Here is a 19827-nt window from a genome sequence, read left to right as displayed (position 1 = left end):
CAGTTTATTATGCAACCCAAAGTCCTTTTGGCATCTATCAGAAAGAGTATTAATATGCTTTTCCCCAATAGACCATGTGCTTTGCTTCTTTACTACAGCAAATACATTCGTCAGCTAAATGTTCTTGTTCAAAAGGCATACAGCGTGAAGATACTCCAACTTCTTCTTTTAGTTTCTCTTCACAAGCTAGTTCTCCACACCACATCGCCTTAATAAACCCTTGCTTTTCATCAGCTGCTTTTTTCATCTCTTCGAAATTCGTCACACTATACGTATTCTCATCGCGAAATACTTTTGCTTTATTAAATAAAGAATGATGAATTTCCTCAAGTAATGATGGAATACGTTCTTCTAATTGATCCATTGCTATAAATTCTTTTTCTTTCGTATCTCGCCTTACAAGTACAACTTGATTCTTTTCAATATCCTTTGGACCAACTTCTAATCGAATTGGAATTCCCTTCATTTCATACTCATTAAATTTCCAGCCCGGTGTTTTATTGCTAGCATCTATTTTTACACGCGCAACCTTCTGAATACGTCCTTGTAACTCTGTTGCTTTTTCTAACACACCTTCTTTATGCTGAGCAATAGGTACAATAACAACTTGTAATGGAGCGACTTTGGGCGGCATTACAAGTCCGTTATTATCGCTATGGACCATAATAAGTCCACCTATCATTCTCGTTGATACACCCCACGAAGTTTGGTGTACATATTGCCACTTACCGTTACGATCTAAAAACTTAATATCAAATGCTTCAGAGAAATTCGTTCCAAAGTTATGAGATGTTCCTGTTTGAAGTGCTTTTCCATCATGCATTAAACTTTCAATCGTATAAGTTGCCTTCGCTCCTGCAAACTTTTCTTTTTCTGTTTTTTGCCCTTTAATAACCGGAATTGCTAAATACTCTTCACAAAAGGCAGCATATAGATTTAAAATATTTAATGTTTCAATTTGAGATTCTTCTGCCGTTTCATGAATCGTGTGACCTTCTTGCCATAAAAATTCAGTTGTACGAAGAAATGGTCTCGTTGTCTTCTCCCAACGAACTACTGAACACCACTGGTTATATAACTTTGGTAAATCATTATATGATTGAACAATTTTTGAAAAATGCTCACAAAATAGAGTTTCAGATGTAGGGCGTACACAAAGTCTTTCCGCCAATTTCTCATCCCCGCCATGAGTAATCCATGCTACTTCAGGAGCAAATCCTTCAACATGATCTTTCTCTTTTTGTAATAAACTCTCTGGAATAAACATTGGCATGTACACATTTTCATGGCCAGATTCTTTTAATTTTTCACCCATCACTTTCTGCATATTTTCCCATAATGCATAACCGTATGGACGTAAAATCATACAACCTTTCACACTTGAATAATCAACAAGCTCCGCTTTTTTTACAATATCGGTATACCACTGAGCAAAGTCTTCTTCCATCTTCGTAATGGCTTGTACTTGTTCTTTTACCATAGTTATTCTTCCTCCTTTAGAAAATAGAAAAAGCCCGTGTCCCCAAATAGGGACCGAGCTTTGTCGGCGTTACCACCCTGATTCATACACAAAAAAATTGAGTATGCTCTCTTTTGGATAACGGGAATTTCCCGCTGCATATGCAGAACTCAAAGGTAGGTTCCATATCGTCTTTTAAGAATCTTCCAGCCAAAAGGATTCTCTCTCTGCAAAAAGGTAAGACATGTACTATTCCTTTTTCATCGTTATAACGAAATAAATTTGTTGAATATCATAATATAAATTCCACTCCAAAACAAGAGTGAATTTTCTTTTTTTTTATACATTCTTTTCAATTCTTACTGTTTTATACATAACTTTTCCGAACTATTTTTACAAGTTGATGAGCAACCATACCAATAAGTGTACCAATTAAAACGAAGAAACAAATAAATCCATATCCCATTCCTTCCCATCCACCAATAGCAATCATTGTTACAGGAAAGAAAGCTAAACAAAGAAATACTAAACTAAGTGCAAATATAATATCAAACTGTTTGTCTGGAAAACGTTTCTTTAGTAAATATGACATAAAAAATACAAGGAGAATCGTGACTCCACCAATGATGTAAAAGATACCAAATCCATCTAACCAATCCACAGTATTCCCTCCTTCCATTCATTCCCTTATACTTATTATATGTTTAATTTTTCTGAAAATAAACAATAGAATTTTATTCAAAAATATATTTTTATTACCAGGTATTAATAGTAATATATAAGAATAGGTTTTATATAATCAGGAGGGAAACTTTATGGATAAAGCATTAACAAATCACGTCATTATTTTATCTTTCGACTGCTTATCAGCTTTAGATTTTCCTATATTACAAAAACTACCTAATTTCCAAACTTTAATAAAAAAGGGCGCGATTGCGAAAAAAGTGGAGCCAATTTATCCTTCTGTAACATATCCAAGCCACTCAACAATCGTAACCGGTAATTATCCTAATAAGCATGGCGTTGTCAGCAATACATTACTTCAACCAGGACGTGAGTCACCAGATTGGCATTGGTATCGAAAGTCCATTAAAGGAACAACTTTATATGATGAAGCACGCAAAGCAAATTTAACGACAGCAGCCCTTCTATGGCCTGTTACTGGAAGAGCAAATATCGATTACAATTTACCAGAAATTTTTCCAAATAGACCGTGGCAAAATCAAATTTTAGTTTCATTATTTAGCGGTAGCCCGCTATATCAATTAGATTTAAATCGTCGTTTCGGCCATATACGAAATGGATTATCACAGCCTGAGCTTGATGATTTCGTCCTTGCTTCTGCCGTACATACCATCCATACGAAAAAGCCTAATGTTATGTTTGTACATTTTACTGATTTAGACACTCAAAGACATTACCATGGCTTCGAGTCCGAGGAAACAGTAGCTGCAATCCATAGACACGACGAACGCCTTGGAAAAATTATTCATGCATTAAAAGAAAGCGGGATATACGAAGAGAGTACAATTATTGCACTTGGTGACCATAGCGCTTTAAGTGAAAATAAAGCAATCCAATTAAATGTCCTATTTCGTCAAAAAGGACTTATATCCGTAAATAAAAGTGGAAAGTTACTAGATTGGAAAGCCTATTGCCAAAGCTGTGATGGATCTGCCTACGTACATGTAAAAGATAAAAATGATACTGAAACGATTAAAGAGATTCAACTTCTTCTTGAAGAGCTTCTTCAGGATAAACAAAATGGAATTGAATTTATTCTGCACGATGAAGATGCAAAAGAACGTGGTGCTGATGGTAATTGCTTATTTATGCTAGAAGCCATGGAAGGTTATTACTTCATTGAAAATTATACAGGGGATTTCATAAAAGAAATTACTAAAAAAGATGTTACTTCTAGTAAGAAATATACATTTGGAACACACGGATATTCTCCAACAAAACCTAACTATGAAACAATTTTTATAGCTGCTGGGAAAGGCATTCAAAGTGGTGTTACAGTCCCGTATATGAGACTTATTGATGAAGGCCCGACTATTGCTAGGTTACTCGGTTTGCACTTAGGTGAAACAGACGGAGCAATTGTAGAGGATTTGCTTCATTTGTAAAGAACTGTGTATATATGTAAAAGTTATGTAAAAATCATCACTGTTTCTCTTTTTACAATTTTTATTTTTGTACACTGTTAGTAGAACAAATTTAAGGGGGAACATTATATGAAAAAAATGTCCAGACAAGAAAAAAGCTGGATATTATATGATTGGGCTAACTCGGTATATTCGCTCGTCATTACAACTGCATTATTTCCAATTTACTTTAAAGCAGCTGCAAAAGAAGCTGGACTATCTGGTGCAACTTCAACAGCCTATTGGGGATATGCAAACTCATTCGCTACACTTTTAATTTCTATACTCGCTCCTATTCTCGGCACAGTTGCTGATTATAAGGGATTTAAAAAACGATTTTTCACATTCTTCTTTGGACTCGGTATCGTATTTACAAGTATGCTAGCAGTTGTTCCAACATCTCAGTGGTACTTATTACTAGGATGCTATATGCTCGCATTAGTCGGCTTTGCTGGAGCAAATATTTTTTATGATGCATTTTTAATAGATGTTACATCTAAAGATAGAATGGACCGAATTTCTACAAGAGGCTTTGCATTAGGTTATATTGGGAGCACAATTCCTTTTATCGGTTGTATTGCTCTTATCATTCTTGCTCAAAAAGGAACTATCCCCCTATCGGTCGGAATTGCTAGTCAAATTTCCTTTGCAATAACAGCTCTTTGGTGGGGACTATTTACGATACCAATGCTAAAAAATGTAGAGCAAACACACTATATTGAACGTCATCCAAGACCAATTGCAATGAGCTTCAAGCGCCTTGCTGATACTTTTAAAAATATTAAAGAATATAAAACTGTATTTATGTTCCTAATAGCTTACTTTTTCTACATTGACGGGGTAGATACAATTATCACTATGTCTACTGCTTACGGAACAGATCTCGGTATTAGTGCAACCAATCTATTAATCATCTTATTTGTAACACAAATTGTCGCTTGTCCATTCGCTTTATTATATGGAAAACTATCAGAAACATTTACCGGTAAAAAAATGCTATATGTCGGTATTATTATTTATATCATTATTTGCATATATGCTTATTTCTTAAAAACGACACTAGATTTCTGGATTTTAGCAATGCTGGTTGCTACTTCTCAGGGCGGGATTCAAGCACTTAGCCGTTCTTATTTCGCAAAACTAGTGCCGAAAGAATCTGCAAATGAATTCTTCGGATTTTATAATATCTTTGGTAAATTCGCGGCAATTATGGGTCCAGTATTAGTAGGTGTCACAACACAATTAACAGGAAAAACGAACGCTGGTGTCCTTAGTATTATTGTCCTATTTATTATCGGTGGATTCTTATTAACTAGAGTACCTGAAAATGATACGTCTGTTACACCACCTAATCCGAAAACTAAAACAATATAAGAAAAAGATCCTCTTCAAACGCGAAGAGGATCTTTCCCTTTATTTTTAACGATAACGTTGTACGATTAAAGACTCTACAGCTTGTACAAAAATAGTTTATCGACAGTTGTTCCTAATACTTCCGCTAACCGGAATGCTAGCGCTAAGCTTGGATCATACTTATTATTCTCAATTGCATTTATCGTCTGTCTTGATACGTTACACTTATCAGCTAATCCACCTTGTGAAATATTATTTTCAGTGCGTAATTCATAGATTTGATTTTTCACACCGTTTCTCCTAACCTGTAAAATTTTTTTTACAACATCAGTATATAGTTGGTACATTTCATTGTCAAAAGATTTCCATAGAAAAAGGAAGCAAACATGCTCCCTCACGATACTTATTTCGAAATTAAAGAATTGTTTAACTCCTTTTGATTTGCGTCTTCTTCTTTATTTATAATATTTCCACTTATCTTCATGCATAAAACTGGCACAATCGCTAATAAAATAAATGACATCGCTATACAAAATACAATAACTAGTGAAGTCATTTCCTTCAATCCCCCAGCTAGTGAAGTTCCAATTAGCATTGCACCCATAAACAGTGGTAAAATTGTCCCATTTACCCTTCCAATCATATTTTCTGGTACAAGTTGAATCATAAGCGTACCGACAACGATATTGACACAGGCTAAACAAATACCTGTTCCAAATCGCATCAAACTAGTAACCCAAAATGATGTAGACAACCCTTCGACTAAAAATGAGATTGCTAATATACTCATACCAAATACAAACATCTTTTTCGGATTTACTTTTGAAGCGAAAACTGCAGCAACAATACCACCGATTAGCATACCTATTCCATCCGCTGCTGCTAAATATTGAACAGCTTCTTTTTCCATGCCTAAACGTTCGATTACAAGGAATACTTCTAATGGGTTCGTTAATCCGACTGCTAAACCAATAATAGTAAAAGTAATTGTAATTATACGTAAATTTCGCGTGTGAAGAACGTATTTCCATCCTTCTTTTATATCATTTTTTAATGAACCTCTCACTGCTTGCTCTTGTTCAACCCATTTTGGTAAAAACGAAAGGACAATAGCCGATAACAAAAATAAAATGATCAAGCTATATAGTGACGTAAATAAACCAAGTTGTGTATACACAATTGACCCTACAACTGGTCCGAAAATCATAAATAACGACTGTAACGTTTGGTTAAATGCAATAGCACTCGCTACCTGTTCTTCTTTTACATAACGCTTAAATATACGTGAAGATGACGGTTGAGAAAACTGACCTACAATTGCGGAAACGAGTGTTGCGAAAAATATAGCCTGCCAATAATCAAGCTTTAACAATAAAACAATTCCTATAATAGATAGTACGCTTAATACATCTCCAGCAACCATCGTTCTCTTCGGATTCCAGCGATCTGCTAACGCACCACCGATGAATGAAAAAATAAAAATTGGTGCATATTCCATAACCGACAATAAAGAAACTGAAACCGGATCATTATTCGTTCGCTCCATAATAAAATACAAAAGAGCCATATTTCTGATCCAAATTGCAAATTGTTGTAAAATATCAGATGCCATAACGAGCATAAATGCTCGGTTTTTAAATAGAGTCTTCATCCTCATTTCTCCTTTTATAAACCGACCGTTCAGTCTAATTTTTTTGTAAGAAAAGCCGCTGACTTATTATTCAGCTGCCATCCCTTTTAACAATACATCTATTGCCTTTTTATAAATTCGTTTTAGCTCTTGGTAATCTAACTCATAGTAAAGTACTCCAAGCCCTGATAATAACCCATTCACAATATACATGAGATCGCGAGTATTATCTTCACGGAACTCTCCAGACTTTATGCCTGTTTCAATTAATTTCTCAAAAATCACATACGATTCTCTAGTTAGAGCTAACATTTCATCTAAAATCTCTTTACTTACAACTTGGCTCATAGAAAATTCTTCTATTGCACTAGAAATAGGTTGCTGTATGTCCTCTACATAATATTCTGCGAGACCATATAATTTCTCAATATTAGTAACATACAACTTCTCTTTTTCATTCCATTTCTCAAGCCAATCATACGTATGCTGTTTCACTACAAATAAAAATAATTCTTCTTTACTTTTAAAGTGATAATAAATACTTCCTTTACTTCGCCCTGTAACTTCACAAATATCTTCCATAGATGTAGCTGCATAACCTTTTTGTGAAAACAGACTTTCTGCTTTATATGCAATTTCTTTCTTTATCTCTTCTGCACTTCTTCTCATATTCACACCTCACTAAACCGACCGTTCAGTCTAATAATAACAAATGAAAAACCTCTATCGCAAGAGGCTATATCCCTTATTTAAGAAAATGTATTTTCAAACCAAACTCAACTGAAATGTATTGCTCCAAATTCAAGCCCGGTTTTAACAAGAAATACACCTCCAGCAACTAATATGAATAATGCCACTTTCCCTTTGTTTTTTACTTTCGATTCCCTTCCCCTCATTACGTTTATAAAATTTAAACAAACGTTTGTTTAACTGTTTTTAAGCATATGTAAACCAACTAATCAAACGTTTGTTTAAAAAGAAATACGCCCATATAAGGCGTATTCTCATCAATCCCCGCCACCACCGCAGCCTCCACTATCTCCGCCACAAGATCCTCCGCAATCATGCGAGCCACCATCATGTGAACTATCACTATCAGATCCAGCAAAGAAAAATAATGGTGATGAGCTGTTAGACGTACTATGTGTATTACTCTTTTTAGTAAGATTTACTCTTCGTTTATTTGATCTAACTGATGCTGCAATCATCCAAATTAAAACACAAAATAGTAATGCCGCTATAACAAACCCCATATAAAAACCTCCCTTATTTTTCTAACAACTGAAGTACTCTCTCAATATTTTCAAGTGAAATAAAGCGCGATTCACGAAGAATTTCTTTCCCATTATAAAATAATAAAACTGTCGGCCCTGTAAGTACTGAATACCGCCCTGCAATCTCTTGCATGTCTTGTAGTAATATCTCTACTTTCTCTACGTGATCATAATTCTCTAATACGTAATTTACTTTCCTTAACATGACATCACAAACACCACAATTTTCCGTTTTAATAAACAGGAGTACTAATTGTTGTTCTTCAATATATGTCGCTAATTCTTCTATCGTTTCAAATTTACTCATCTTATCCCTCTTCACGTAATTTACGAAATACTTATCTTGATACATACGAAATGCTGAACTATCTTTAACCTTTCTCTTTTCCATTACCTGCTGAAAGCGCAGCGTTTTTACCGTTAACTCTTCTTATAATTTTTTTCTCTCTGCCTCATCATAACAGCAAGCGATTAAATCCTCTATTTTCAATATATCTTTTTGTATTTCCATTTCTAGTGGCATCCTTCCTGCATTTTTCAAGATTTTATAACTCATTCTTAATTCTGGAGGTACCATTGAAAAATCTTCTAATTGTAGTGGTTTTTCTTTTCCCGGAATACTATCAAGATCACCATTCCATATTGCTTGACGAATTTTTTCCTCAGCAATGTTCAAAAACACATCCACACTATCCACTACTTTACATATTTTCACTATTATTTTACATGAAATTTCATCATCCTGCTACGTCATTCAAGATTGACTTCATACAATTTTTCCAAGTTTCACTTTATTTAAACGATAATCGAACACAAATTTTGCACGTTAAAATTTGTAGTAAAACAAATAATCATTATGAAATTACTAATGCATAAAAAAACGGCGATATCCCTTCTCCTAAATCGATGACGAAGGCACAAAAACCCCCGCCACACTTTTAATTTTGCGAAAAATCGAAAATAAATATTATAATAACCTATTATAATTATATTCAGTTTCCAATATGAAGTTTATGTGAAGTTCATCTGAATTTCACATGAATTCCCTTTAAGTTCTATTGTCTTCCCATACTAATCACATTATCCTTTACATATAGGAATCATTTCCATTCCATTTCAAACTATCTATATATATAAAGAAAGATAGTAGCCTATTAGGGAAAGGCATCTAGTATTATTATAAATATAACCAAAGAAAAAGCATTAGCTCATAAGAGCTAATGCTTTTTCTTGATTCATGCTGTTAAACGTTCCATTCTTCGATATTCCATATTTTCGTTATCCATGCTTCATAGAAAGATGGCTCATGTGAAACAATTAAAACCGTACCTTTATATTGTTTTAACGATTCCTGTAAAGCCGTCTTAGTCTCTGTATCCAAATGGTTAGTTGGTTCATCTAAAATTAAAACATTGCTTTTAGTTACGATAAGTTCGCATAATCGTACTTTTGTTTGTTCTCCTCCACTTAATAACTGAATAGGTTTTAATACATGTTCTTCTTTCAATCCGCACTTTGCTAATACTTGTCGGATTTCTTTTCTTGTCATGTCTGGTCTTCCTGCCCATACTCTCTCTAGTGCAGTTATTTCTGAGGAAAATTCCTCTTGTGCAAAATAAGCGGGTTTTACTCTTTCCCCAACAGAAACTGAACCGCTTAACGGTTTTATTTGTCCTAGTAATGTTTTTAACATTGTTGTTTTTCCAATCCCATTATGACCAATAATTGCAATCTTTTCCCCTTTTTTCACTTGAAAATCCAATTCTGGAAATAACGGTTCACCATAACCAATTTTTAGTTTCTCTACCTGTAATATACGACTCACTGGCTCAGTATAAACATTAAAATCAAAACGAGCACGAGATACATCGTTAACCTTTTCAACCTTTTGCATTTTCTCTAATACTTTTTCACGACTTTTCGCTTGTTTCGCTTTACGAATTTTATTTTTTTGAATAAAACTCTCTAAATGTGCAATTTCCTTTTGCTGTTTCGTATATGCTGCTTGTAATTGTTTCTTTTGCAGTTCATAATTACGCAGAAAACTCTTATAATCACCTACATAGCGATTAATTGTACGCTCCTCTAGATGATAAATAACATTCGTAATATTGTTCAAAAATATTTCATCATGCGAAATGATAATATAAGCTTTTTCATACATTCGTAAATATGATTGCAACCATTCTATATGTGCCGTATCTAAATAGTTAGTTGGCTCATCTAATAATAAAACATCCGCTTTTTCTAAAAGGAGTTTCCCAAGTAACAACTTTGTCCGCTGACCACCACTTAACTTTGAAATATCCTTTTCCAATCCTATTTCAAACAAGCCTAAGCCGGTTGCTACTTCCTCAATTTTTGTATGAATTTGATAAAAATTAGAATTCTCCAATATAGTTTGTAACTCTCCATACCTTACTAACAATTTTCCTACTTCTCCTGCTCCAGCCATCTCTTCTGTAAGTTTTAACATGTCACGTTCCAACTCATACAGGTTAGAAAACGCACTTTGCAAGTATTCTTCAATTGTTATGCCTTCTTGTAAATCTATATGCTGTTGTAAAAAGCCAATCTTCACATGTGGAAACCATTCAATGTTTCCATCATCATGTATAAGTTCTCCTGTTAATAAGCGTAATAATGTGGATTTTCCAATTCCATTTTTCCCTACTAGCCCAACATGTTCGCCCTTTAATAATCGAAAGCACGCATTATATAAAATGGTTTTCTCACCATATGAATGACTTACATTTTCTACTGTTAATATACTCATTTTTTTCTCTCCTTTTCTTATGATCCATAAGCTAAATAGAGAGAACAACAGTATAAAGCCTTATTTAGTTATACATATAAAAATGGGTAAGGTGAATACACCTTACCCATTACATATTATCGTAAGAAAGGATTAAGGTTCTTTACCTGCTGTCTTCAATTTAGCTTAATCTTTAAAAATGGGCAGACTTCTCCCGTATCAAGCTAAAACCATTTGAAGAACAGTTGATAAAGTCATTTTATCCTTTCACTCCTTTAACATTTGTTATATTAAGAGTATAAACCACTCTGTTATATTCTATTCTCTACTTTTTCTTTTGTTCCTTCTTCCAATTTATCTGATGTTAATGAATCCACTATTTCCCCTATAGATTTCATCTTTTTCCTCCTATATAAAAAAGCCTCTTAACAGCAATTATACCAAAAACTGTTAAAAGACTTTTTCTATTTTTTCATATAAGGAGCTAATACTCTTAAAATTTCTTCCTTATCCTTCTTTAACTCAAGAGATGTTAACATATCCATCGTTCGCGGCCTAAGTAATTTCACTTGTACCTCTCCAACAATTGATGCTGGTCTTTGAGATAAAATAAATACGCGATCAGAAAGCAAAATTGCTTCATCTAAGTCATGTGTAACCATAACAATTGTCTGCTTTTCTTGATGCCAAGAATTTAAAAGCCAACTATGTACTTCCATTTTTGTAAATGCATCTAATTTTCCAAAAGGCTCATCAAGCAGCATAATTGGCTTTTCACATAAATATGTGCGAAGGAAACTAATTCTTTGACGCATTCCACCTGATAACTCATCTGGATAATGGTCTGCATATTCATCTAGCTCAAACTGTTTTAATGCTTCCATTCCTTCTGTCAGCCTTTGTTTTTTAGGCTTTCCTTCGATTTCCAATGGAAGAACAATATTTTGTAAAGCCGATCGCCACGGTAGTAATAAATCTTGTTGCGGCATATAACTAACAACATCTTGTTTTTTTACATACTCCTCGTTATAAAACACTTCTCCACTCGTTGGCTCTTCAACACTCGCAATCATATTTAACAATGTGCTTTTCCCACAACCACTCGGACCTACAAAAGAGACAAACTCTCCCTCTTGTATAGAAGCACTAATATTTTCTAATACATTCTTTCCATCGAAAGCTTTTACAATATCTTTTATTTGTAATCCACTCATTTTTCACTTGGAAGGAATTCATTTGTAAAGGCATCTTTTACATCAATTTTCTTTTTAATAACTTTGTTGTCATATAAGAAATTCATGTAATTTGTCCAAATCTCTTCCTTCTGTACTCCCCACGCTTTTGCATCATCTTGATACTTTGTACTTAACCACTTTTGGCTCTCTTGTACTAATTCTTTATTCACATCTGGAACAGCTTTAATTAAAATATCCGCCGCTTCTTTCGGTTCTTTAATTGCAAAATCATAACCTTCTGTCGTTGCAGTCATGAACTTTTTCACAAAATCTTTATCTTGCTTCGTATGTTTTTCACTTGTAATAATAACAGGACTATAGAAATCGAGCGCTGGATCTAAGTCTTTCACCATAATTGCATTTAACTCTTTTCCTTGACGCTTCGCTTCAATTCCATCCCATCCGTAATAAATCCATTCAAAGTCTGCATCGCGGCCAATTGATTTGAAGAAGTCTGTTTGTCCAAGAATAATTTTTTCGACTTTATTAAAATCAGCTTGATGTTTATCCATAATTGTCTTTAACGTCGCCTCTTCCGCTGGTCCTCCCCAGCCGCCGTAACGTTTACCTTCAAAATCTTTTGGTGACGTCATATTATCTTTTTTAAGTGATGCAAAAGCTGAAGTATTATGCTGAATAATCGCTCCTACAGATACAACAGGAATACCTTCAACACGAGCTAACGTTACATTTTCTTGTGCACTTATTGCAAAATCAGCTTTTCCTGAAGCTATCATTTGTTCCGCTGTAACATTATCACCTGGTTGAATAATTTCTACATCTAATCCTTGTTTTTTATAATAATCTTTCGTCTTCGCTACGTATAAACCAGTATGGTTTGTATTCGGGAACCAATCTAAAACGACTTTCACTTTCTTTTCTTTGCTTGTATTCTCTTCTTTCTTCGCCGTATTACATCCGGCAACACCAACTGCTAGTAATGCAGCTAACATAATTTTTAAACCTTTTTTCATTTTCTGCCGCCCTTTCTGTATATCCATGGTGCTGTTATTCTTGCCATAAATTCAACAATAAAGTACAGGAATAATGTCACCATGACGATAATCGCTGCAACACCAAATACTCGAGCTGTTAAAAAGGATTTTGTCGCTCTTGTGAGCATAACCCCTAATCCTTCACTCGCTCCAAGCCATTCCCCAATAATCGCTCCCATCACACTATATGTAACAGCAATTTTTAAACCTGAGAAAAAGTACGGGAGCACTGCTGGAAATTTTACTTTCTGATAAATTTGCCACTTTGTCGCCTTCATCGTTTGTAACAACTTCAGCATATTTTTATCTACCGTTTGGAAACCTTCTAAAATGCTAAGCGCAATTGGGAAGAAACAAACAAGAATAACAACCATTACTTTTGGCAACATTCCGTATCCAAACCAAATAATAAATAATGGTGCGAGCACAACGATTGGAATTGTTTGCGAAATAACGAGCAACGGATTCATTAAAATCCGAAATAAAGGGATGACATCCATAATGATAGCAATACTCGTCCCAAGTAAAATTGCAAAAAACAACCCAATTATTACTTCCTGTAACGTTTGCACTGTATTCGGTAATAGTAAATCTTTCATTCCAATTAACTCTTGCACAATTGCAGACGGTTTCGGTAAAATCCACGGCTCAATTTTAAATAATGAAACAGATCCTTCCCATATAGCAATGAGAAGGATAAGCCAAATTGTTGTGATTATTTTAGATCGCTTCTGGTTTTGCATATTCATCACGGTACTTCCAAACTTTTTCGTCAATCGTTACGCCCGTACTTGGACGATAGTGAATTTTAATAGAAGTGATCACTTCTTCTGCTCCAGCATCAACGCAAGCTTGTTGCGCACGTTTTATGACGTCAAGAAGTACATCTAATTCTCCTTCCAACGTTGTTTCCATTGCCCCTACTTCATAACGAACTCCCGACTGTTGTACAACTTCAATTGCTTTATCAACAACGGAATACACATCTTTGTTCTTCGCTTGTGGTACTACTGAAAATGAAATTGTAACTTGTTGTGACATAATAAAATCCCCCTTACAAAATATGGTTTCAAAAAAAGAAAAGGCTTTCCTACCATGTAGGAAAGCCTTGTATACAAGTTATTCTATAATAACTTATGCTACATCACTTTAAAGTAACTCCCTACGCTGGCATTATCCAGATCAGGTTGAGGGTCGATGTATACTTACATCCTCTCAGCCAATTGGCTCCCCGGTTCTTAATTCGTTTTCATTGTAGCATGATTTATTTTATTGAACAAACAAAAGCGTACATATCATTTCATTTAACTTTTAAATTCCCCAATTAATTCTTGTAACTCCTGTGAAAGCCAGCTTAAAGAAGTAGCTAATTCGGCAATATCTTGTACAGACATTTCCTGTTCTTTCATACGCTCTTCAATATTACTACTATTCGCATACGTATTTGCGATATGTGATAGTTCATTTACAACACGAACCATATTTTGGCTATTTTGCAGTATATCACTTGAATTGCTAGAAACAACTCTAACTTGATTTGTAACAGATTGCGCTGATTTTGAAATTTTTTCAAAGAAAGCACCACTACTTTGAACAAGTTTAATTCCAGATTCTACTTCTTTTGAACCTTTTTGCATTGAAACAACAGCTTCTTCCGTTTCAGCTTGTGTTTCCCCTATTAATTTTGCTATATCTTTTGCTGATGCTTCCGTCTGCTCTGCTAATTTACGCACTTCATCAGCAACAGCGGCAAATCCCCTTCCGGTTACCCCAGCACGTGAATCTTCAATAGAAACATTTAAAGCTAGCGAATTAGTTTGATTTGAAATACCTGTAACTACAGTTACAATATCACTAATTTCTTTTGATCTTGTTTCCAGAGAATAAATGATAGAAAATAAATCTTGTACTGCATTTTGTATTATGCTCATTTGATTAATCGCCTGTTCAATAACACCATTTCCTTCTACTAAATGATGCTCCATACCTTCAGACGCTGTCGCCATTTGTTTTGCAGCATTCATTATCTCTTCCATCTTATCTTCCATTTCATATACAATACCTAAATACTGTTGTACTGAAGTTTCTTGAGACTGAGCGCCAGCTCTTAACCCAACCATAGAACTTACGATTTCTTGAACTGCCATACTGTTCTCTTTCGTACTTGCTGACAATTCTTGTGAAGATGAGGAAACCTGTTCTGCTGTCTGCTTCACTTTATCTATAATTCCTTTAAACTTCTCAATTGTATTATTAAAATACGTATTAATAATACCAATATCATCTGGTCTTTCCTCTAATTTAATACTTAGATCTCCCTCACCCACTTTACGCAATCCTTCACGTAAATCTTGCAATGGAGCAAGTGCATTACGCACAATCAAGAATTGAATAACAGTTGCAATTAAAACAGAAATACAAATAAACATTAAACCTTGTATAATAAATTTTTTCTTTGTACTAGGAACAATAGAAGCATCTACATCAGCGGCAACAATTGCGACAATATTTTCTTCTCCATCTTTAATTGGCTCTAATATTGTTACCCATGACCCTAATTCATCTTCATATACTTCTGTCATGTTTGCTTTTTTTGTGCTCATTACTTTATCATATGCTTTCATCCAACGATCTGGTTGTTTATAATAGTCTCCTGGCTTTACTTGAACAACATTTGCTAATCCTGTAGCCAAATCGACGACTTGTAACTCACCTTTTTCATTTGTTTTCGCTCCAACAACATATGTTTGTCCAACACTGTTCAATTCTTTCGTTACTTCATCTAATTGCTCTGTTAACTTCTCTCTCTTTTCTCTTTGTGCCGTTGGGTCTTTTGCAACATCTCTTACTATTTCTGCATCTAATTTATGTAATACCGTATCTCCTGTTTCAAAAGAATGTCTTTCAAATAAAGACATCATACTATTTTGAAACATGTTAAAACTTAACGCCCCCATAGTACCAACAAGCGTCAAAATAACTAATACCGTTAACAATACATTTTTTTGAAGAAAAGATAGCTTATGCCAATATTTTTTCATTAACATCACCTTTCTTAATTAACTTAATATCAAGTAAAACTATCAAAATATAAACACTTAATAACTGATAACATTTCTCAATTGTTTGCAAATAAAAAAAAGACCAATGAAAAAAGCATTGGTCAAGACCAACCCTATCCGTCCGGTAACTGGCTAGCATAGCCTTTCGACCTTAGCCCCTGTAGTTTTGCGTCCTCATGTTTCCATCAGTTTGCCTTTCTCGCTGAACGAGTTGAACGATATGGGAGTTCTATGAGAATTAAATTATTCTCTTTCAAAGATTACAACATACGGATTAAAATGTCTACTTATTTAGAGATGTAAATATAAAATTCCAATGTGTTATTTTTTCGAAATACTTTCAAAAAATACATGAATGTTACTTTTTTTGTGTTATATAATAAAAAATGTAGAAAAATCAAGGATTTTTTCGGATACCTATTTAATTTTCACTCAAATTAAACTATTCGAATATATCTTAACTTACGAATTTCGGAGGTAGTTTATCATGTTTTGGCTACAATTTCTTACGTTACTACTCTGTATTTTTATTGGTGCACGCCTAGGCGGAGTTGGTCTAGGAGTAATGGGTGGCGTTGGTATGGCAATACTTGTTTTCGTCTTCCACTTACAACCTACAGCTCCTCCTATTGATGTCATGCTTATGATTTTAGCAGTAATTACAGCTGCCGGTGCTTTGCAAGCTGCTGGAGGAATGGATTATCTCGTCTACCTTGCTGAGAAAGCATTACGAAAAAATCCAAAGCGCATTACATTTTTTGCTCCTATTGTTACTTATTTATTCACGCTATGCGCAGGAACTGGTCATGTCGCTTATTCTGTACTTCCCGTTATCGCCGAAGTATCTCGTGAATCAGGAATTAGACCTGAACGACCAATGTCAATTGCCGTTATCGCTTCCCAGCAGGCAATTACAGCTAGTCCAATATCGGCTGCAACAGTTGCACTTTTAGCAATGTTAGCCGACTATAAAATCACCCTGTTAGATATTTTAAAAGTCAGTATCCCTTCTACTTTCATCGCTTGTATGGTAGCTGCATTCGTTGCTAGTAAAATGGGAAAAGAATTAAATGAAGACCCTGAATACTTGAAGCGATTAAAAGAGGGAATGATTCCTAAACTTGAAGAGAAAAAAGAATTTGTAGGTTCAAAAGGCGCGAAATTATCAGTTATTCTTTTCCTAGTCGCAACTTTCCTTGTTGTACTTCTAGGTTCATTTGAAACACTTCGTCCAGGATGGATGGTTGATGGGAAATTAGTTCGTCTGTCAATGCCAAACACAATTGAAATGGTCATGTTAACCATTGCTGCTCTTATTATTATTTTCTGTAAACCAAATGTGGAAAGCATTGTAACTGGTAACGTCTTTAAAGCAGGCGCAACAGCAGTTGTTGCTATTTTTGGTATCGCCTGGATGGGAGATACGTTCTTCAACGGAAACTTAAATATAATTCAAGGATCAATTCAACACTTAGTAACAAGTGCACCATGGCTATTTGCTATCGCACTATTCATTCTATCTATTTTACTGTATAGCCAAGCAGCAACAGTTCGTGCTTTAGTGCCACTTGGACTATCACTTGGTATTCCACCGGCATTACTTATTGCAATGTTCCCTGCGGTAAATGGATACTTCTTCATTCCAAACTACGGGACAATCGTTGCTGCAATTAATTTTGATCGCACTGGTACAACAGGAATTGGTAAATATGTTTTAAATCATAGCTTTATGATTCCTGGCCTGATCGCAACCTTTACTTCTATCGGAATTGGAATGCTCTTAATTTCAATTATGTTTTAAATAAAGTGAAACTTTATTCAGTGGGGGGGTGTTCATCCCCCACTGATTATTAGCCCGCACCAACCGGGCGTTTACGGGCAGTTGATCTCCCACCTAACCTCTTTGCTAAAGCCGAATTTTGAGGTGGGAGTTTTACTGCCCGTTAATGCGGGATAAACGCACAAACCTACAATTTTAAAGGGTTTGTGCGTTTTTAATCAAACGTTTGCTTAAATAAAGTGAAGCTTTAATTAGTGGGGATTCTGTTCATCCCTCACTGATTATTAGCCCTCACCAATCGGACGTTTACGGGCAGCAGGGCTCCCACAAATAGCGGGATAAACGAAACAACCCATTTTGCGACTCTACAAACTCTTATTTACTTCCTCAGCTAATTTCTTCGTACTTTCATACGCAGATTCTGCTAAGCTAATCGCTGAAATAACTGAAACACCATTCGCTCCCGCTTCTATAACAGAAGCAGTATTTTCAATTGTAATCCCACCAATCCCAACGATCGGTATTGTAATCTCTTGTTCCCTAAAATACTTTAGACCTTTCGTTCCTTGAACCGCTTTCGTATCTTTTTTCGTACTCGTCGGGAAAATTGGACCAACTCCTAAATAATCGGCTCCATTTTCAATCGCCCAGCGTGCTTCTTCAATTGTATGTGTAGATACTCCAATAATTTTATCTCCCATTTTTTTACGAACAGATGTAATTCCTTCATCATCTTGTCCAACATGCACGCCATCTGCATCTAACTTGAGGGCTAGTTCCACATCATCATTTACGATGAATGGTACACCGTACTCCTTGCAAAGCGCTTGTAGTTCTTTCGCAAAATCAATACGTTTCTCTCCCGTTAAAGCCCCTTCTCCCTTTTCACGAAATTGAAAAATTGTTATCCCACCTTCTAGTGCATTTCTCAATACTTGTAGTGGCTCCTTCGTACAATTGTTACTTCCCATAATAAAATATACTCGTAATAACCTAGACATTTCATCCATTGTAATACGCGACATCTAGTTCCCCTCCTTACTGGATAACCTCAATCTTTCCATACTTCTCAATATCATCTGAAGTTGTATTCGCTAACTGATTTAAAAACTCAATTTGGAAGCTTCCTGGTCCATTCTCTACTGTTTTCGAAGCCGCTATTTCTGCTGCTACTCCATAGAATATTAATGCGGCTACTGCTGCCTTTACATAATCCTTTTCTACCGCTACAAATGCTCCTATTACAGAAGTTAGTAAACAACCTGTTCCAGTAACTTTCGTTAAAATAGGATGGCCATTTCGAATAAGAATAGTTCGCTCTCCATCTGTAACAACATCTTCTTCCCCAGTAATTACCGCAACTGTATTTAATTCATCCGCTGCCTGTTTTGCAATATTTACAACATTACCATTTCCAGTACCAGCGTCTACACCTTTAATTTCCCATTTCTCATTAATAACATTAGCAATTTCAGCTGCATTCCCGCGGATAACAGCTAAATCGATTTCAGCTGGAATATATCTCGCAACTTCTGTTCGATAAGAAGTTGCTCCTGCCCCAACTGGATCAAACAATACTGGTACATCATTCGTATTTGCTGATTTACCAGCAAGTAACATCGCTTCTACCTCTTCAGGACGAAGTGTACCCATATTTAATACAAGGGCTCCTGCAATGCTAGCCATTTCTGCTACTTCTTCTTTTGCATACGCCATTACAGGTGATGCTCCTAATGCTAACAAACCGTTTGCTGTAAAATTTGTTACAACAACATTTGTAATATTATGCACGAGTGGATTAAACTCTCTCACCAATTCCACGATTTTACTAATTTCTTGTACATTCATTCTATTCATCTCCTAACTTTAATGATGGGAGATACACAAAAAGGCACTTTGCGCGTACGCAAAGTGCCTGAACATGTGCTTTTACACTCTCCCTACGCTGGCATTATCCAACAGGTTCAAATGGTCAATGACGGACTAGTAGTCATACTCTCAGTTTGCATCCACAAACTCCCATGTGTTTATTATTCATCTACTTCAAAGTCTACTCTTATTCTAATAAAATGACAAGCTCTTTACTTCCTTACATAAAATGGGACTTTAATCAAAAAACATACAAACCTTAGGCGCA

Annotated in this window: 19 protein-coding genes, 1 pseudogene, 3 riboswitches and 1 other annotated feature; of the genes and pseudogenes, 3 read left to right on the top strand and 17 right to left on the bottom strand. The window is 35.2% G+C overall.

All coding sequences use genetic code 11. The features are described 5' to 3' along the window. Positions 1–49: 49 nt before the first annotated feature. On the bottom strand, positions 50–1480 hold the full coding sequence (gene proS / locus NSQ47_RS22895) for a proline--tRNA ligase (protein WP_341038044.1): 1431 nt from the start codon (positions 1478–1480) through the stop codon (positions 50–52). 45 nt (positions 1481–1525) lie between these two features. Next, positions 1526–1732 (bottom strand) — a binding site (T-box leader). A 94-nt stretch (positions 1733–1826) separates the two neighbouring features. Next, on the bottom strand, positions 1827–2120 hold the full coding sequence (locus NSQ47_RS22890; RefSeq protein ID WP_341038043.1) for a YesK-like family protein: 294 nt from the start codon (positions 2118–2120) through the stop codon (positions 1827–1829). A gap of 154 nt (positions 2121–2274) precedes the next feature. Between NSQ47_RS22890 and NSQ47_RS22885 the strand changes: the two genes are divergently transcribed. Beyond that, positions 2275–3588 carry an alkaline phosphatase family protein gene (locus NSQ47_RS22885; protein WP_341038042.1) on the top strand — a complete coding sequence of 438 codons (1314 nt, stop codon included), beginning with the start codon at positions 2275–2277 and terminating at the stop codon, positions 3586–3588. 108 nt (positions 3589–3696) lie between these two features. Continuing rightward, positions 3697–4980 (top strand): MFS transporter, encoded by a 1284-nt coding sequence (locus NSQ47_RS22880; protein WP_016103438.1) that lies wholly within the window; start codon positions 3697–3699, stop codon positions 4978–4980. A gap of 74 nt (positions 4981–5054) precedes the next feature. On the opposite strand, the gene NSQ47_RS22875 is transcribed toward NSQ47_RS22880, so the two are convergent. From NSQ47_RS22875 to NSQ47_RS22815, 13 genes and pseudogenes are all read right to left on the bottom strand, one after another. Beyond that, positions 5055–5306 (bottom strand): helix-turn-helix transcriptional regulator, encoded by a 252-nt coding sequence (locus tag NSQ47_RS22875; protein WP_341038041.1) that lies wholly within the window; start codon positions 5304–5306, stop codon positions 5055–5057. A gap of 56 nt (positions 5307–5362) precedes the next feature. Beyond that, a complete protein-coding gene (locus NSQ47_RS22870) occupies positions 5363–6610 on the bottom strand; it encodes an MFS transporter (RefSeq protein WP_341038040.1) in 1248 nt (415 codons plus the stop codon). Positions 6611–6676: 66 nt separating this feature from the next. Further along, positions 6677–7258 (bottom strand): TetR/AcrR family transcriptional regulator, encoded by a 582-nt coding sequence (locus NSQ47_RS22865; RefSeq protein WP_016103436.1) that lies wholly within the window; start codon positions 7256–7258, stop codon positions 6677–6679. 107 nt (positions 7259–7365) lie between these two features. Further along, complete coding sequence (locus NSQ47_RS22860) at positions 7366–7485, bottom strand: histidine kinase (RefSeq protein ID WP_082187190.1); 120 nt, start codon at positions 7483–7485, stop codon at positions 7366–7368. Positions 7486–7596: 111 nt separating this feature from the next. Further along, on the bottom strand, positions 7597–7842 hold the full coding sequence (locus tag NSQ47_RS22855) for a hypothetical protein (protein ID WP_341038039.1): 246 nt from the start codon (positions 7840–7842) through the stop codon (positions 7597–7599). A 13-nt stretch (positions 7843–7855) separates the two neighbouring features. After that, the gene (locus tag NSQ47_RS22850; protein WP_002113668.1) at positions 7856–8170 is read right to left on the bottom strand and encodes a thioredoxin family protein; all 315 of its coding nucleotides are present in this window, start codon (positions 8168–8170) and stop codon (positions 7856–7858) included. 1 nt (position 8171) lies between these two features. Beyond that, a pseudogene (locus NSQ47_RS22845) lies at positions 8172–8551 on the bottom strand (DnaJ family domain-containing protein). A 555-nt stretch (positions 8552–9106) separates the two neighbouring features. After that, positions 9107–10639 carry an ABC-F family ATP-binding cassette domain-containing protein gene (locus tag NSQ47_RS22840; RefSeq protein ID WP_341038038.1) on the bottom strand — a complete coding sequence of 511 codons (1533 nt, stop codon included), beginning with the start codon at positions 10637–10639 and terminating at the stop codon, positions 9107–9109. Between the two features lie 443 nt (positions 10640–11082). Further along, positions 11083–11832 (bottom strand): ABC transporter ATP-binding protein, encoded by a 750-nt coding sequence (locus NSQ47_RS22835; RefSeq protein WP_002159430.1) that lies wholly within the window; start codon positions 11830–11832, stop codon positions 11083–11085. Next, the gene (locus NSQ47_RS22830) at positions 11829–12827 is read right to left on the bottom strand and encodes an ABC transporter substrate-binding protein (RefSeq protein WP_002159432.1); all 999 of its coding nucleotides are present in this window, start codon (positions 12825–12827) and stop codon (positions 11829–11831) included. Before NSQ47_RS22830 ends, NSQ47_RS22835 begins: the two co-directional genes overlap by 4 nt. After that, on the bottom strand, positions 12824–13597 hold the full coding sequence (locus NSQ47_RS22825) for an ABC transporter permease (RefSeq protein ID WP_002113653.1): 774 nt from the start codon (positions 13595–13597) through the stop codon (positions 12824–12826). The genes NSQ47_RS22830 and NSQ47_RS22825 overlap by 4 nt, the downstream gene beginning before the upstream one ends. Next, a complete protein-coding gene (locus NSQ47_RS22820) occupies positions 13569–13889 on the bottom strand; it encodes an MTH1187 family thiamine-binding protein (protein ID WP_000082898.1) in 321 nt (106 codons plus the stop codon). Before NSQ47_RS22820 ends, NSQ47_RS22825 begins: the two co-directional genes overlap by 29 nt. 101 nt (positions 13890–13990) lie before the next feature. After that, positions 13991–14092, bottom strand: a riboswitch (TPP riboswitch). 60 nt (positions 14093–14152) lie between these two features. Beyond that, positions 14153–15889 carry a methyl-accepting chemotaxis protein gene (locus tag NSQ47_RS22815; RefSeq protein WP_341038037.1) on the bottom strand — a complete coding sequence of 579 codons (1737 nt, stop codon included), beginning with the start codon at positions 15887–15889 and terminating at the stop codon, positions 14153–14155. A 141-nt stretch (positions 15890–16030) separates the two neighbouring features. Then, a riboswitch (cyclic di-GMP riboswitch) is annotated at positions 16031–16115 on the bottom strand. A gap of 282 nt (positions 16116–16397) precedes the next feature. On the opposite strand from NSQ47_RS22815, the gene NSQ47_RS22810 reads away from it, so the two are divergent. Next, positions 16398–17711 (top strand): anaerobic C4-dicarboxylate transporter family protein, encoded by a 1314-nt coding sequence (locus NSQ47_RS22810; protein WP_016103429.1) that lies wholly within the window; start codon positions 16398–16400, stop codon positions 17709–17711. A gap of 344 nt (positions 17712–18055) precedes the next feature. Here the strand turns inward: NSQ47_RS22810 and thiE are convergent, their stop codons facing one another. Together thiE and thiM are read right to left on the bottom strand one after the other, a co-directional pair. After that, positions 18056–18715, bottom strand: a complete 660-nt coding sequence (gene thiE / locus NSQ47_RS22805) for a thiamine phosphate synthase (RefSeq protein ID WP_341038036.1) — start codon at positions 18713–18715, stop codon at positions 18056–18058. A 13-nt stretch (positions 18716–18728) separates the two neighbouring features. Then, positions 18729–19538 (bottom strand): hydroxyethylthiazole kinase, encoded by an 810-nt coding sequence (thiM, locus tag NSQ47_RS22800; protein ID WP_341038035.1) that lies wholly within the window; start codon positions 19536–19538, stop codon positions 18729–18731. A gap of 72 nt (positions 19539–19610) precedes the next feature. Next, positions 19611–19723: riboswitch (TPP riboswitch) on the bottom strand. Between the last annotated feature and the right edge of the window lie 104 nt (positions 19724–19827).

The sequence above is a fragment of the Bacillus sp. FSL R10-2780 genome (assembly GCF_038006125.1).
Taxonomy (GTDB): Bacteria; Bacillota; Bacilli; order Bacillales; family Bacillaceae_G; genus Bacillus_A; species Bacillus_A cereus_U.
Note: the sequence above shows the minus strand (reverse complement) of the source record. Positions and strands in the feature narration are given on the sequence as shown.